Origin of the sequence: Streptomyces sp. AK08-02 (genome assembly GCF_033795085.1) — a bacterium.
GTDB lineage: Bacteria > Actinomycetota > Actinomycetes > Streptomycetales > Streptomycetaceae > Streptomyces > Streptomyces echiniscabiei.
Genome location: NZ_JARAZV010000004.1, coordinates 68,528 through 82,957, shown reverse-complemented (window position 1 = coordinate 82,957; position 14,430 = coordinate 68,528). Strand labels below are relative to the sequence as shown.

Sequence of the window (14,430 nt, the reverse complement as noted above, 5' to 3'; positions counted from 1 at the left end):
CCTGCCAGTTTTTGGCTGATTCTTCGACTTGTCCGACGTCTTTCGCTGGGCGACTCTCACTCGCCGAAGCCCTCGCAGGGGTCGTAGGGGACATAGGAGCCGTACGCGGTGGGGTTCTCGTCGGGAATCAGGCCGCCGCCGTCGGGCAGGTCGGGGATCTCCGGGACGGTGTCGGGGCCGATGTCGTCGCAGGAGTCCTGGGCCGTACCGACACCGAGGTCGTCCGGGGACAGGACCTCCGCTCCCGGCGGGTCGCCGTCCCAGCCGCCGGCGAGCAGAGCCGCGGAGAGTGCACAGGCCGTGACAAGGGTTCGGTGCATCCCTCATTGTCTGCGTCGCCCACTCGGCGCACGCAAGCCGAGAAGGTCACCCGGCGTCACAATGGAGAAGGAGAAAGGGAGAGAGAGGGAGAGGCGGACTGGAGCATGGAGTGGTTCACCGCACCCGACTACTGGCTGAGCCGTCTGCTGTTCCAGCGCGGCCTGGCCTGCGTCTACCTCGTCGCGTTCCTGGGCGCGGCTCTCCAGTTCCGGGCGCTCATCGGCGAGCGGGGCATGCTGCCGGTCCCCCGGCTGGTCGCCCGCCTGCCTTTCGGACAGGCACCGAGCGTGTTCCAACTCCACTACTCCGACCGCTTCTTCGCCTGCTGGTCCTGGACGGGCTGCGCGCTGTCGGTCGCGCTGCTCGCGGGACTGGACGGGCGACTTCCCCTGTGGGGCGGGATGTTGCTGTGGCTGCTGCCATGGGCGATGTACCTGTCGATCGTCAACGTCGGTCAGACCTGGTACGGCTTCGGCTGGGAGTCACTGCTCCTGGAGACCGGCTTCGTCGCCGTCTTCCTGGGCAACGACGAGGTCGCGCCGCCGGTCGTCGTGCTGTTCCTGCTGCGCTGGATCCTGTTCCGCGTCGAGTTCGGCGCCGGTCTGATCAAGATGCGCGGCGACGCGTGCTGGCGGAAACTGACCTGCCTCGACTTCCACCATGAGACACAGCCCATGCCGGGGCCGCTGAGCCGGTACTTCCACCGTCTTCCGAGGCCGCTGCACCGGGTCGAGACGGCCGCCAACCATCTCACCCAACTCGTCGTCCCGGTGCTGCTGTTCACCCCGCAGCCGGTGGCGACGGCCGCCGCGTCCCTGATGGCTGTCACCCAGTTGTGGCTGGTCCTGTCGGGCAATTTCGCCTGGCTGAACTGGCTCACGATCGTGCTGGCGCTGTCGGCGGTGCGTCTCCCGGCCACGGCGCCGGCGCCCGTTCCGGACACGCCGCTCTGGTACGAGATCGTGGTCCTGGCCGTCGCGACGGCACTGGTGTCCCTCAGCGGGCGTCCGGTCCGCAACATGCTGTCGCGCCGGCAGGTCATGAACCGCTCCTTCGACCCGTTCCATCTGGTCAACAGTTACGGCGCCTTCGGCAGCGTCAGCCGCATCCGGTACGAGGTGATCGTCGAGGGCACGGCCGACGACGTCCCGCGCGAGGACTCCGGCTGGCTGGAATACGAGTTCAAGGGCAAGCCGGGTGAACCAGGGCGACGGCCACGCCAGTTCGCGCCCTACCATCTGCGGCTCGACTGGATGATGTGGTTCGCCGCGCTGTCGCCCGCGTACGCCGGTTCATGGTTCGGCGCGTTGGTCGAGCGGCTCCTGGAGAACGACCCCGACACGCTCCGGCTGCTGCGCCGCTCCCCGTTCCCGGACGCGCCCCCGCGCCATGTCCGCGCCCGCCTCTTCCGGTACCGGTTCACGACCGGGCGGGAGCGGCGGGCGACGGGTGCGTACTGGGAGCGGGTGTACGTACGGGAGTTCATGCCGCCGACGCGGCTGGCCGGGCCGGTTCAGAGGCCGTAGACGCGGGTCGCGGTGCCCGCGAAGACCTGCTCGCGTTCGTCCGTGTCGAGGGAGGCGGTCAACTCCTCGGCCAGGGACAGCACTTGGTCGTAGGAAGCGGCGAGCGTGCACACCGGCCAGTCCGAGCCGAACATCAGCCGGCCGGGGCCGAACGCCTCCAGAGCCGTGTCGGCGTACGGCCGCACGTCCTCGGTCGTCCAGGAGGCGTGATCCGCCTCGGTGACCAGGCCGGAGAGTTTCCCCACCGCGTTGGGCAGGGCGGCCAGGGAGCGGACGACCGAGGCCCAGGGTTCGAGCGCGCCGGAGGCGATCGGCGGCTTCCCCAAGTGGTCCAGGACGAAGGTGAGTTGCGGTAGCGACCTGACCGCCTCGACGCATGCGGGCAACTGGTGCGGGAGAACGATCAGGTCATACACCAGGTCCGCCTCGGCGACGGCGACGAGACCCCGGCGTACGTCGGGGCGCAGCAGCCACTCCGGATCCGGCTCGCCCTGAACCTGGTGGCGGATCCCCTTCAGGTACTCGCCGCCGGGGAGTTCACGCAGCCTGGCCAGCTCATCGGCGATGTCGACGCGCGTCAGGTCGGTCCAGCCGACGACGCCCGCGATCGGCTCGTACCGCGCCGCGAGTGTCAGGAACTCCGGGGTCTCCTCGGGCACGGTGACCGTCTGGACGAGGATCGTACGGCCGACTCCGGCCACGCGGGCCCGCGGCACGAGGTCCTCCATGGTGAAGTCCCGACGCAGTGAGCTGTCCGCGGCGATCCAGTCCTGGTCCCGGACCGACAGATCCCACACATGGTGGTGCGCGTCGACAAGGGTCACGGCAGCTCCCAGACGACCGGCAGTCCCGACTCCGCGCCCTCGGTGGAGTAGTCGTGCACCACGTCGAGGAGTTCGGCCATCCGTGCCTGCCAGGCCACGTTGACCGGCAGTTTCTCCAACTCGGCGAGGAGGCGGCCGTAGTCCTCGCACTCCAGGACGTGGAAGAGGTCGGTGCCGCTGCGCCAGATCGTCCAGGAGGAGGCACCGGCGGCGCGGATGGCGTCGGTCAGCTCGACCGGCACCTCACGGTGGGCGGCGTCGTACTCGGTGACGCGGTCGGCACGGACCCTGGTGTGCAGGGCGACTCTCATGACGGCTCCTGGGACGGCTCGGCGGCGGACAGCAGGCCGGTGTCGTTGAGCTCCTGCCAGAAGGCCTGGGGCACGGACACGGTGAACTGCTCGGCGCAGTCGCGGACTTCGGCGGCGGAACGGGTGCCGACGAGGACACCGGCGACGGCCGGGTGGGCCGCGCAGAAGGCGAGCGCGGCGGCGCGCAGGGTGATGCCGTGGCGGTCGGCGACGGCCTTCATGCGCAGGGCACGGTCCAGCAACTCACCTGACACTGTCTCGTAGTTGTAGGTCGCCCCGGGCCTGGGGTCCGCCAGCAGACCGGAGTTGAAGGCGCCGCCGATCACCACGGACCTACCGCGCTCGACCGCGGCGGGCAGGAGTTCGGTGAGCGCGCTCCGGTCGAGGAGCGTGTAGCGGCCGGCGCACAGGACCACGTCGACGTCCGTGTCCCGGACGAAGCGGGTGAGCATCTCGGTCTGGTTCATGCCCGCGCCGATGGCGCGCACGACGCCTTCCGAGCGGAGTTTCTCCAGCGCCGGATAGGCCTCGCGGAAGGCCTCCTCGGCGTGGTCGTCGGGGTCGTGGAGGTAGACGACGTCGACGTGGTCGACGCCCAGCCGCTCCAGACTCGCCTCCAGGGTGCGGCGCACGCCGTCGGCGCTGAAGTCCCAGACCCGGGTGTGGGTGGCGGGGACCGCGAAGCCGTTGGCGAGGTCGTCGCCGGCCGGGGTCCCGGCGGGCTCCAGACGTCGGCCGACCTTGGTGGAGAGGGTGTACGCCGAGCGCGGGTGCTCGCGCAGGGCCGCGCCGAGGCGGCGTTCGGAGAGGCCGATGCCGTAGTGCGGCGCGGTGTCGAAGTAGCGGATGCCCGCGTCCCAGGCGGCGGACACGGCGTCGTGCGCCTGTTCCTCGGTGACCTCGGTGAAGAGGTTGCCGATGGCGGCGGCGCCGAAGGCCAGGCCGGTGACCTCGACGCCGCTGCGGCCGAGCGTGCGCACCGGCATGGGCGCGGGTGCGGCCCCGGGGGCGCTCCCTGACGTGCTGTTCGGCGTGTTCACTCGGATTCCCTCATGTTGTCCTCGCCGGTCGCTCCCGCTGACCGGAAGTTCTGTCGGGGGTACGGGAGTTGTCCCCCGGGACATGCGGTCACCGGCCCGCCGGGCGCAGCCGCAGGCCCTGCATACCGCCGTCGACGGCGATTGCCGTCCCGGTGGTGGCGCCGGACAGGGGGCTTGCCAGGTAGGCGATGGCGCCCGCGACTTCGGCTGCCGAGACCAGGCGGCCGGTGGGCTGACGGGCCTCCAGCGCGGCGCGTTCGGCGGCGGAGTCGGGGGCCGCGTCGAGGAGGCGGCCGACCCAAGGAGTGTCGACCGTCCCGGGGTTGACGCAGTTCACGCGCACCCCCTCACGCACGTGATCGGCGGCCATGGCCAAAGTCAGCGAGTACACAGCGCCCTTGGTGGCGCTGTACAGGGCGCGCTGCGGCAGGCCGGCCGTGGCCGCGATCGAGCAGGTGTTCACTATGGCGGCGTGCGCCGAGTTCCGCAGGTGCGGCAGCGCGGCGCGGGCGACACGGACCATGCCGAGCACGTTGACGTCGAAGACGTGGTGCCATTCCTCGTCGTCGTTGTCCTCGACGGTGCCCTGGGCGCCGATGCCGGCGTTGTTGACGACGATGTCGAGGCCGCCGAGACCGGCCACGGCCGCGGCGACCGCCTCCCGCACCGACGTGTCGTCGGTGACGTCCGCCTTGTGTCCCAGCAGCGGTTCCTCGACCGACGACGGGTCCAGGTCGAGGACGGCGACCTGGGCGCCGCGCGCCGCCAGCAGCTCCGCGGTGGCCCGGCCGATGCCGGACGCGCCGCCCGTGACCAGCGCCTTGAGACCCTCGAAGTCGGTCATGCGGCCTGCCCCTTCTCCTTCGCCAGGTCGGCGGCCCAGAAGCTGCCGCCGGGGAACGTGTACTCCGCGACGGACTCGGGCCGCATGGTCGCGGAGAAGCCGGGCGCGGACGGTGCCAGGTAATGACCTTGCCTGATCACCACGGGGTCGAGGAAGTGGCCGTGCAGATGATCGACGTACTCGATGACCCGGTTCTCGGTCGTGCCGGCGAGGGCGACGTAGTCGAACATCGACAGGTGCTGAACGAGTTCGCACAGGCCGACGCCGCCCGCGTGCGGGCAGACGGGGACGCCGAACTTGGCGGCGAGCAGCAGGATGGCGAGGTTCTCGTTGACGCCGCCGACGCGGGCCGCGTCGATCTGCACGATGTCGAGGGCGTCGGCCTGGAGGAGCTGCTTGAAGACGACGCGGTTCTGGACGTGTTCGCCGGTGGCGACCTTGACGGGTGCGACGGCCCGGCGGATCGTGGCGTGGCCGAGGATGTCGTCGGGGCTGGTGGGCTCCTCGATCCAGTAGGGGTCGAACTCGGCGAGCGCCTTCGTCCAGCGGATCGCCTCGTCGACGTCCCAGCGCTGGTTGGCGTCGATCGCCATGCGGATGTCGGGGCCGATGACGCCGCGGGCGACCCGGCAGCGGCGCATGTCGTCCTCAAGGTCCGATCCGACCTTGAGCTTGATCTGCGTGAAGCCGTCGGCGACGGCCTCGGCGGCGAGCCGGGTGAGCTTCTCGTCGTCGTAGCCGAGCCAGCCGGCGGAGGTGGTGTAGGCGGGGAATCCCGTCGCCAGCAGCTCGGCCGTGCGTTCGGCGGCGCCCTCCCGGCCCCGGCGCAGCAGGTCGAGGGCTTCCTCGGGGGTGAGCGCGTCGGTGAGGTAGCGGAAGTCGATCTGCCGGACGAGCCACTCGGGTTCGGCCTCGGCGAGCAGCCGCCACAGGGGCCGGCCGGCCCGTTTCGCGGCGAGATCCCACACGGCGTTGACGACGGCGCCGATCGCCATGTGCATCACGCCCTTCTCGGGTCCGAGCCAGCGCAGCTGGCTGTCGCCGATCAGGTCGCGGTTCAGGGTGCCCGGGTCCGCGCACAGCTCGTCGACGGACCGGCCGATCACATGACCGCGCAGTGCGTCGATCGCGGCGACCTGGACCTCGTTGCCCCGCCCGATGGTGAAGGTGAACCCGTGCCCCTCGTGCCCGTCGGCGTCGTCGGTACGCAGCACGACGTAGGCCGCCGAGTAGTCGGGGTCCGGGTTCATCGCGTCGGAGCCGTCGAGCTCCCGCGAGGTGGGGAACCGGATGTCGTAGGTGTCGACCGCGGTGACGCGGGCGAGGGTCGGGGACACGGAGTGCCTTTCGGTTGGGGGCAGGAGGTCAGTCCTGCGCGCGGCCGGTGGTGAGACGGGCGATCACGAGCGCGAGCAGGATGATTCCGCCGTAGATGGCGTCGATCCAGAAGGAGGGCACCTGGGCCATGGTGAGCAGCGTCTTGACCACGCCCAGCAGGAGAACGCCGGTCAGGGCCCCGAACATGGTGCCCCGGCCGCCGTCGAGGCTGATGCCTCCGATAACGGCGGCGGCGAACACGGTGAAGATCATGTTCTCGCCCTGGTTGGCGCCGATCGCGCCGACGTAGCCGGTGTACATGAGTCCACCGACCGAGGCGAGGACACCGGCGACGACGTAGACCCCCAGCCGGACCCGGTCCACCCGGATGCCCGCGGCGCGCGCCGCCTCCAGGTTGCCGCCGATCGCGTACAGCGACCGGCCGACCCGGTGGTACTTGAGCACCAGCCCGGCGACGGCGAACGCCGCGGCGGCGAGCCACACCGACAGCGGGATGTGCAGGAAAGTGGTGGTGGCCAGCGAGAAGAACGCGTCCGGCATGCCGAACAGCGTCTTGCCCTTGGTGGCCCCGACGAGGAGTCCGCGCAGGACGATCAGCATGGCGAGGGTGACGATGAAGGCGTTGAGTTTCACCTTCACCACGAGGAATCCGTTGAAGGCACCGATGACCGCGCCCACCAGAGGGATGGCCAACAGGGCTACTCCCGCAGGGAGTTCGGTGCCCCAGCCGGACTGGGCCGGCGGCAGCACCAGGAGCGCCGCCACCGCCGGCGCGATGCCGACCATCGATTCGAGCGACAGGTCGAACTTGCCGGTGATGAGCACCAGTGACTCGGCCAGCACCACCATGGCCAGCGCGGCGGACGAGGCCAGGATGGAGATCAGGGTGGCTTCGGTGAAGAAGGAGTCGTTGAGTACGGCGCCGAGCACCAGCAGCAGCAACAGCGCCGGAACCAGGGCGAGTTCGCGTGCCCTTCGCAACAGCACGGCTCTTGCCGACCGCACGTCGGGCACATACGCCGACTTCACCGGCGGGGCCTTCGTGTCAGCCATGGTCCACTCCTTCGATGGAGGCGATCAGCTCGTGGTCGCGCCAGCCCGCCTGATGTTCGGCGACGACGCGGCCGTGGAAGAGGACGAGGACGCGGTCGCAGCGGCGCAGGTCGTCGAGTTCGTCGGAGACGACCAGGACCGCGGTGCCGTCCTCGCTGGCGCTGTCCATGCGGGCGAGGAGGGACTCCTTGGACTTCACGTCGACGCCCGCGGTGGGGTTGATCAGGACGAGCAGCTTGGGGTCGGAGGCGAGCGCGCGGGCCATGACGACCTTCTGCGCGTTGCCGCCGGACAGGTCGGACACCGGCTGGTCGGGGCCTTCGGTGTGGATGTCGAGTCGGTCGATGAGGGCGGCGGAGAATCCGCGTTTGCGGGCCTCGGAGACGAAGCCGTACCGGCCCAGGCGGCGCAGGACGCTCATGGTGGCGTTGTCGCCGACGGTCATGCCGGAGACCAGTCCCTGTTCGTGCCGGTCACGCGGCACACAGGCGACGCCCGCCGTCAGCGCGGCCTGCACATCGCCGAACGGCAGGAGTCCGCCGTCGAGTCGGGCGCTGCCACTGGTGGGTGTGCGCAGTCCGGCGAACGACTCGGCCAGCTCGATCTTGCCGCTGGCGCTGGAGCCGGCGAGCCCGACGACCTCACCTCGGCGCACGGTCAGGTCGATGTTCTCGTACGCCGGTGAGGTGAGCCCCTCGGCTGCCAGCAGCACCGGCGCCCCGGGCTCGACCCCCTGCGGGGTGAAGGCCTGTTCGGCGATCGACTCGCCGGCCATGGCCTCCACCAGGGCCCGGCGCGGAAGGTCGGCGACGGGTGCGGTGGTGATCCAGCGGGCGTCGCGCAGGACGGTCACCGTCTGGCACACCTCGTACACCTCCTGGAGGTGGTGCGAGATGAACAGGAAGGTGATGCCGGAGTCCTGGAGTGCTCGCATCCGGGTGAAGAGCCGGTCGATCTCCCGGCTGTCGAGCTGGGCGGTCGGTTCGTCGAGGACGATGAACCGGGCGCCGATGCTCAACGCCCGCGCGATCTCCACCATTTGACGGTCCTCGACCTTGAGGTCGGCGGTGCGGGCCTCCGGGTCGACGTGGACGTCCCAGGTGTCGAGGATTTCTGCGGCCTCGGTACGCAGTCGCCGCCAGCTGATGGCTCCGCCACGACCGGTGGGCTGACGGTTGATGAAGAGGTTCTCGGCGACCGTCAACTCGGGTACGACAGTGGGCTTCTGGTAGACGCAGGCCACCTTGGAGCGCCAGGCGTCGCGGTCGGCGAGCGGGGGCGCGGGCCGGCCGTCGAAGCTGACCGTGCCCTCGTCGGGCGCCTGGAGGCCGGTGAGGATGGTGACCAGGGTGGACTTTCCGGCACCGTTGCGGCCGACGAGGGCGTGCGACTCACCCGGCAGGACGGTCAGCCGGCCGTCCTGGAGTGCGGTGGTGGGGCCGTACCGCTTGGTGATGTCGCGCGCCTCGACGAGCGGTACGGCGCTGGTGTCCGGGTTGCCCCGTGGCTGGCTGTTCATCCGACCGTGTTGCCCCAGAGCGCGGTGTCGTCGACGTTGTCCTTGGTGACCAGGGGCGCGGGCAGCTGGTCCTCCAGGATGCCGCTGGGCAGCTTGACGATCGTGGAACCGTGGTCGGTCGGGCCCGGCTCGAAGGTCTTTCCCTCCATCGCGGCCTTGATGTAGAACATGCCGTACTTGGCGTAGAGGTCCGCGGGCTGCGAGACGGTCGCGTCGATCTCACCCTTGCGGATGGCGTCGAACTCCTGCGGGATGCCGTCGTTCGACACGATCGCGATATGCCCCGCCTGGCCCGTCTTCTTCAGCATCCCCTTGGACTTCAGGGTCTGGAGCGTGGGCGCCAGATAGACACCGCCGGCCTGCATGTAGATGCCCTTGAGGTCCGGGTTGGCGTTGAGCAGTGTGTCGAGCTTGGAGGCGGCCGTGTCCGACTCCCACTTGGCCGGGATCTCCAGCACCTTGAGCTTCGGGAACTTCGCCTTCACGCAGGCCCGGAACGCCTCCGACCGGTCACGGCCGTTGACCGACGCGAGATCGCCCATGATCTGGACGACCTTGCCCGAGGTGATGTGCTTGCCGAGGTACTCGCAGGCCTGCTCGCCGTACACGACGTTGTTGGCGCGTACGACCATGGCGACCTTGCCCTTCTCGGGCGCCACGTCGACGGCCACGACGGGCACGCCCTTGCGTTCGGCCTGGTCGAGCCCCGCCTCGATGGCGGCGCTGTCGAGAGGCGCGACCACCAGGCCCTTCACACCCTGGTTGAGCTGGTTGTTGATGTCGGTGATCTGCTGCGCGGGGTCGCTGTTGGAGTTGACGGTCTTCAGCGTGTCGACGCCCTCGGCCTTGGCCATCTTCGGCACGTAGTCGTTGTACGCCTGCCAGAACGGCGACGTCAGCAGCGGCAGGATCACCCCGACCTTGCCGGTCCCGTCACCGCTGTCGCCGCCCGAGGCGACGCTGTCCTTGGTGCTGCCGCAGGCGCTGAGCACCAGACCGGCGCAGGCGGCCACGGCCACCGCGCCGACGCCTCGCGTCGTGCGTCGCCTCTTCGGATTACCCACTGTTCTGTCGAACATCTGACAGCTCCTCGTTGAGCGTGATCGAGCGGATGCCGCATATTTATCAGACCACTTCCAGGTTAGAACACCCCACAGGGCCAAATTTTCCTCGATTCGGCCAGTAGTGGTCCGACCAACCTGCTGGTTAGACTGCGGCGGCACCCGGCGACAGGAGGACACGGCGTGGACCAGATCCCGGCCGTCAGCACAGAGGCCGCCCCGCAGAAGGGCTCCGTGACGCAGCGCGCCATCGAGCAGATAAAGGCGATGATCGGCGAGGGCCGCCTGGAGCCCGGCGAGCGGCTGCCCACCGAGCGTGATCTCGCCGTCCGGCTGGGCATCTCGCGCAGCTCGATGCGGGAGGCGATCCGGGCGCTCACGGTGATGGGCGTCCTGGAGGCCCGGCACGGCTCGGGCATCTACGTGACCCAGCTGGAGGCCGGCGATCTGCTGGAGACCTTCGGCGTGGTCGCGGATCTCTCACGGGGCCCGCGGCTGGCCGAGCTGCTGGAGGTCCGGCGCATCCTGGAGTCGACGGCGACCGCGCTGGCCGCCGCACGGATCACCCCGGACCAGCTCACGGAGGTGGAGAAACACCTCACGGCGATGAACGCCACCGACGATCCGGAGGAGATCCTCGCCCACGACCTGGCCTTCCATCGCGCCATCACCGCCGCGGCAGGCAACGAAAGCATGGCGGCGATCCTGGAGGGCCTCTCCTCCCGTACCTTCCGGGCCCGTGTCTGGCGCGCCTACCAGGAGGAGGGCGCGTTCACACGCACGCGGCGTGAGCACGCGGCGATCCACCGTGCGCTCGTCGCCCGCGACCCGGAGGCGGCCCGAGCGGCAGCGGCGGCGCACGTGGGCGAGGTGGAGCAGTGGCTGCGGGGCCAGCCTGACGTTCCGCTGGGGAGGCCGTGATTCGTCCGCGGGCCCGGCGGGGGCTGCTCGCGCCCCTCGGCGGAGCCGCAGATCGATACGGCCCGCGCCCCTCGCAGGGGGCGTGGGGCGCCCCGCCACGAGCGTCAGCCCGTCGCGGACCTGTACAGCCCGAACTCCGCGATCCACACCTCCGCGCGTGACCGGGTCACCCGAACCCGCCACCGCCGGGCCCGGACCGGTGCCGTCAGCGGCAGGATCCGGCTCGCGCCGACGGTGCCCGCTCCCGCCACCCGGGTCCAGCGGCCCCCGGCGAACGCCTCGACGACGAAGTCCTCGACCTGCTGTCCATGCCGGATGTCCTCCGCGAGCCGAACCCGGTCCACCTCCCGCTCCCTGCCGAGGTCGACGGTGACGGTCCCCGGACTCCGTGTCACCTGGGCCCCGAGCGTCAGGTCGGCCGGCAGTTCCCGGTCGACACGCTCCCGGAACTCCCTCAGCCGGGTGACGTCGGAGGCGGCGAGGCGGCCGTCCGTGTCCGGCGGGACGTTGAGGAGAAGTACGGCGTTGCGGCCGACCGATCCGAAGTAGATCTCGGTCAACTGGTCGACCGACTTGGGCTGTTGGTCGGCGTGATAGAACCAGCCGTCCCGGATCGACACATCGCACTCGGCGGGCCACCACTGGACGTGGTCGGCCACCCCACGAGCCGCGACGAGCGCCTCCCGGCCGCCCATGTCCGCCGCGTCGTAGGAGAGGGCGAAGTCGGTCTTGCCGTAGTCCTTCTCGGTGACCGGTACGACGCTCCACTCGTTCTCGCGGGCCAGCCCGCCCTCGTTGCCGACCCAGCGGACATCGGGGCCGGAGACGGCGATCGTGGCGTCCGGGGCGAGGGCGCGGACGAGGCTGTACCAGCTGTCCCAGTCGTACCTCTCGACCTTGTCCGGCGGGATGCGCCCCTGGGCGCCGTCGAACCAGACCTCGTCGACGGGCCCGTACTCGGTGAGGACCTCGTAGAGCTGGTCGAGCATATGGGCGCCGTAGTCGGTGGCGGGGAGGGTGAACACCGGGCCGTCCGGGCGGTCGTCGTTCCCGACCGGCGTCGGAATGGTGTGCTCGGTGCGCGCACTGCCGTTGGCGTAGACGCCGTGCAGATACTGGTTCTCGTCGGCCGGGGAGATGTACACACCGACCTTCAGCCCGTACCGCCGCATGGAGTCGGCGAACGAGCGCAGTACGTCGCCCCGGCCGCCACTCCAACTGCTCGATGCCACCGAGTGGTTGGTGTACCGGGATGGGTAGAGGACGAAGCCGTCGTGGTGCTTGACGGTGAGGATGGCGAGCTTGAAGCCGCCGTCGCGCAGGGCCCGGGCCCACTGGTCGGTGTCGAGGCCGGTCGGCTGGAAGACGTCCGGGTCCTCGTCGCCCGTGCCCCATTCGAGGCCGGTGAAGGTGTTGACGCCGAAGTGCAGGAACGCGGTCCGCTCCAGCCGCTGCCAGGCGATCTGCCGCGCGGTGGGCCGCACTTGGGATGCCTTGCGGACAAGGACCTCGGCGGAGTCGGTGGGGCCGACGGGGATACGGAAGGCCGGTTCCTCCGCGAAGGGAGCCGGGGCCCGGCGTGGGGCTGCCAGGGCGGGTGAGGTGCCCTGGGAGGCGACGATCGCGGCGGCTGCCGTGACGAAGAGACGTCTGGAGACTGTCATGGGGAACGGACTCCTCGGATCAGCGAACGGTGGTCAAGTACCAGACAGCGGGCGGGCGTTGGTCCGGCGGGTACTGCACGAGGCGAGCGTCGTCGGTCACGTGCGCCGCCATACGTGTGATCGCGTTGACGAGCCGGTAGCCCCCTGCGGACGGCTCCAACTCCCAGCGCTGCAGGGTGTTTCCGGCATCGCAGGTCTGCGCGGTGAGCTCGACGCCGGGCTGGAGCGGGGTGTTGAGGGTGAGCTTTCCGCCGCGAACCTCCAGGCAGCCGTCGCCGGTGCGCAGGGTGACGTATCCGTCTGTTGTGCGCCGCACGTCCACGGTGAGGGGCGCGGCACCTGCCGATGTCAACGAGTACGTCCCGTCCGTGACCGGCACCCGGGTCAGGTCCCGCCAACCGGGTGCGTGCCCGACGGCCGTCCCCCGCGCGGTGAACCGGGCGTACGTGGCGTCGGGATGCGGATCGCCCCAGGTGGCCTGCGCGAGTTGCCGCAGCGCCGGGCCGGTGTCGACGGCGACCTCGTTCTCGGTCTCGCCGCGTCCGTTGTCCGGCCAGAGGCTGATCTTCGCGCCGGTGATGCCCTCGCTGGTGGCGAGCTTCTCGCCCTCGAAGCTGCGCGGGTCCCAACTCTGGTCGTACAGGCCCTTGGTGTCACTGTGGAAGCCACCCCGGACGAGATACAGGGCGTAGGCCGCGTTCATCAACGGGTAGCCCTGGGCGCGGAGTCGGCTCGGTTTCACGGCCACGTCCAGCCAGTGCTCGACCGTGGTGCCGGCGGTCACCGGCACGGTGTTGGCGCCGGTGAGCCCGTCGTTCCAGATACGCAGCTTCCTGCCCTTGGCGGCCAGGTGGGCCCGGACACGGTTGACGAAGTCGATGAAGGCGTCCTGGGGCGTGGCATCGGCCCCGAACCTCTCCCGGGCGTAGCGCAGCATCTGCGGGTACTTGGCGAAGTCGGAGCCGAGCATGTACTCGTCGGCGCCCATGTGCCAGGAGCCACCGGTGAACACCTGGGCGTACTCGTCGATCAGGCTCGTGTAGTAGTCGAAGGCGGCCGGCTGGGTGATGTCGAGCCTGCTGGTCTGTTTGTCGCCGTCGGAGTCGGTGAGCTGGAGATCGGGGCGGTTCTCGATCCAGGGGTCCATGTGACCCGGGGAGTTGATCTCCGGAATGATCTCCACGTGGTACTTGTCGCCGAGGGCGACGAGTCGCCGTATCTCGTCCTTGGTGTAGTAGCCCCAGGTGTTGGCCTCGGGGTGGGTGTCGCTCTTCACCTTGAGTTCCAGGAGCAGCTGGTCGAGCTTGTGGTACGCCATGTCGCGTACGAGGTTCTCCAGCCACCCCGTCGAGATGTGGATGTAGCAGGCGCACACGCCGACGCCCCGTTCGGCGTACCGGGGCACGTCGACCGTGCGTCCGGCGGGGATCCGGTCGCCCTGGGCGAGGAGCTGGAGCAGGGTGCGGGTGCCGTAGAAGGCGCCGCTCTCGGTCGCGCCGGTCACCGACAGCCGTGCACCCGCCCGGAGTTCGTATCCCTCGGCGCCCAGCGCGGTCCGCCCCGGGGCCACGTCGATAACGATGTCACCGGTACGCGCACCGCCGCTCACCACGGGTACGGTGCCGTGGCCCGCCGCCCGCAGATCGTCGGCGAGGGTGTCGGCGATCCTTCGTTCGGGGGCGGTGTTGGCGACCAGTCGGGCAGCAGCGACGTATTCGTAACTCCCCTGCTCCGGCGTCCAGTTCGCGAGGGCCGGCACGGTGACGGGGACGCTCGCCGTCCCGGTGCGCGCGACGGCCGGGACCGGGGCGGCCATCAGCAGGAGGGCCACCAGCACACCCAGAAGCCGACCTCTTGGATACCTACTCATCTGGAAGCTCCCATTCATCGGAGGTGTGATGATTGAGCGCACCCCAAAGGCTGTCAATGGGACCCGAAGCCATGACAGTTGGGCGAGTGATCGGATGACCAGCGGCTCCATGACGGAAGCCGACGGCCCCCACGCCAG

At 70.0% G+C, this 14,430-nt stretch carries 13 protein-coding genes; 2 read left to right on the top strand and 11 right to left on the bottom strand.

The genetic code is table 11. The features are described from left to right. Positions 1 to 56: 56 nt before the first annotated feature. Positions 57 to 320 (bottom strand): hypothetical protein, encoded by a 264-nt coding sequence (locus tag PV734_RS09230; RefSeq protein ID WP_319091032.1) that lies wholly within the window; start codon positions 318 to 320, stop codon positions 57 to 59. A gap of 105 nt (positions 321 to 425) precedes the next feature. Between PV734_RS09230 and PV734_RS09225 the strand changes: the two genes are divergently transcribed. Further along, on the top strand, positions 426 to 1,847 hold the full coding sequence (locus PV734_RS09225) for a lipase maturation factor family protein (protein WP_319289230.1): 1,422 nt from the start codon (positions 426 to 428) through the stop codon (positions 1,845 to 1,847). Here PV734_RS09225 and PV734_RS09220 read toward each other — a convergent pair. From PV734_RS09220 to PV734_RS09185, 8 genes are all read right to left on the bottom strand, one after another. Further along, the gene (locus PV734_RS09220; protein WP_319289229.1) at positions 1,835 to 2,671 is read right to left on the bottom strand and encodes an amidohydrolase family protein; all 837 of its coding nucleotides are present in this window, start codon (positions 2,669 to 2,671) and stop codon (positions 1,835 to 1,837) included. The two genes, PV734_RS09225 and PV734_RS09220, sit on opposite strands and share 13 nt — an antisense overlap. Further along, positions 2,668 to 2,982, bottom strand: coding sequence for an L-rhamnose mutarotase (locus tag PV734_RS09215; protein ID WP_319091035.1), 315 nt, complete (start codon positions 2,980 to 2,982; stop codon positions 2,668 to 2,670). Before PV734_RS09215 ends, PV734_RS09220 begins: the two co-directional genes overlap by 4 nt. After that, on the bottom strand, positions 2,979 to 3,962 hold the full coding sequence (locus PV734_RS09210) for an aldo/keto reductase (protein ID WP_319091327.1): 984 nt from the start codon (positions 3,960 to 3,962) through the stop codon (positions 2,979 to 2,981). The genes PV734_RS09215 and PV734_RS09210 overlap by 4 nt, the downstream gene beginning before the upstream one ends. A gap of 148 nt (positions 3,963 to 4,110) precedes the next feature. Next, positions 4,111 to 4,866 (bottom strand): SDR family oxidoreductase, encoded by a 756-nt coding sequence (locus tag PV734_RS09205; RefSeq protein ID WP_319091036.1) that lies wholly within the window; start codon positions 4,864 to 4,866, stop codon positions 4,111 to 4,113. Continuing rightward, positions 4,863 to 6,203, bottom strand: coding sequence for an L-fuconate dehydratase (locus PV734_RS09200; protein ID WP_319289228.1), 1,341 nt, complete (start codon positions 6,201 to 6,203; stop codon positions 4,863 to 4,865). The genes PV734_RS09205 and PV734_RS09200 overlap by 4 nt, the downstream gene beginning before the upstream one ends. A gap of 28 nt (positions 6,204 to 6,231) precedes the next feature. Further along, positions 6,232 to 7,257 carry an ABC transporter permease gene (locus tag PV734_RS09195; protein WP_319091038.1) on the bottom strand — a complete coding sequence of 342 codons (1,026 nt, stop codon included), beginning with the start codon at positions 7,255 to 7,257 and terminating at the stop codon, positions 6,232 to 6,234. Beyond that, positions 7,250 to 8,776: a sugar ABC transporter ATP-binding protein gene (locus tag PV734_RS09190; protein WP_319091039.1), complete on the bottom strand. Its 1,527-nt coding sequence runs from the start codon at positions 8,774 to 8,776 to the stop codon at positions 7,250 to 7,252. The genes PV734_RS09195 and PV734_RS09190 overlap by 8 nt, the downstream gene beginning before the upstream one ends. Continuing rightward, entirely contained in the window at positions 8,773 to 9,855 is a 1,083-nt protein-coding gene (locus PV734_RS09185; protein ID WP_319289227.1) for a sugar ABC transporter substrate-binding protein, read from the bottom strand. The genes PV734_RS09190 and PV734_RS09185 overlap by 4 nt, the downstream gene beginning before the upstream one ends. A gap of 165 nt (positions 9,856 to 10,020) precedes the next feature. Between PV734_RS09185 and PV734_RS09180 the strand changes: the two genes are divergently transcribed. Then, entirely contained in the window at positions 10,021 to 10,758 is a 738-nt protein-coding gene (locus PV734_RS09180) for a FadR/GntR family transcriptional regulator (RefSeq protein WP_319091041.1), read from the top strand. A 104-nt stretch (positions 10,759 to 10,862) separates the two neighbouring features. Here the strand turns inward: PV734_RS09180 and PV734_RS09175 are convergent, their stop codons facing one another. Both PV734_RS09175 and PV734_RS09170 read right to left on the bottom strand, forming a co-directional pair. Continuing rightward, positions 10,863 to 12,422 (bottom strand): alpha-L-fucosidase, encoded by a 1,560-nt coding sequence (locus tag PV734_RS09175; protein ID WP_319289226.1) that lies wholly within the window; start codon positions 12,420 to 12,422, stop codon positions 10,863 to 10,865. Positions 12,423 to 12,441: 19 nt separating this feature from the next. Beyond that, on the bottom strand, positions 12,442 to 14,292 hold the full coding sequence (locus tag PV734_RS09170) for a family 20 glycosylhydrolase (RefSeq protein ID WP_319289225.1): 1,851 nt from the start codon (positions 14,290 to 14,292) through the stop codon (positions 12,442 to 12,444). Positions 14,293 to 14,430 lie beyond the last annotated feature (138 nt).

Bases quoted from the DNA above. Each gene is read 5' to 3' on its own strand.
- PV734_RS09170 (WP_319289225.1), bottom strand. From the start codon at position 14,292: ATGAGTAGGTATCCAAGAGGTCGGCTTCTGGGTGTGCTGGTGGCCCTC.
- PV734_RS09230 (WP_319091032.1), bottom strand. From the start codon at position 320: ATGCACCGAACCCTTGTCACGGCCTGTGCACTCTCCGCGGCTCTGCTC.
- PV734_RS09175 (WP_319289226.1), bottom strand. From the start codon at position 12,422: ATGACAGTCTCCAGACGTCTCTTCGTCACGGCAGCCGCCGCGATCGTC.
- PV734_RS09185 (WP_319289227.1), bottom strand. From the start codon at position 9,855: ATGTTCGACAGAACAGTGGGTAATCCGAAGAGGCGACGCACGACGCGA.
- PV734_RS09225 (WP_319289230.1), top strand. From the start codon at position 426: ATGGAGTGGTTCACCGCACCCGACTACTGGCTGAGCCGTCTGCTGTTC.
- PV734_RS09205 (WP_319091036.1), bottom strand. From the start codon at position 4,866: ATGACCGACTTCGAGGGTCTCAAGGCGCTGGTCACGGGCGGCGCGTCC.
- PV734_RS09195 (WP_319091038.1), bottom strand. From the start codon at position 7,257: ATGGCTGACACGAAGGCCCCGCCGGTGAAGTCGGCGTATGTGCCCGAC.
- PV734_RS09215 (WP_319091035.1), bottom strand. From the start codon at position 2,982: ATGAGAGTCGCCCTGCACACCAGGGTCCGTGCCGACCGCGTCACCGAG.
- PV734_RS09190 (WP_319091039.1), bottom strand. From the start codon at position 8,776: ATGAACAGCCAGCCACGGGGCAACCCGGACACCAGCGCCGTACCGCTC.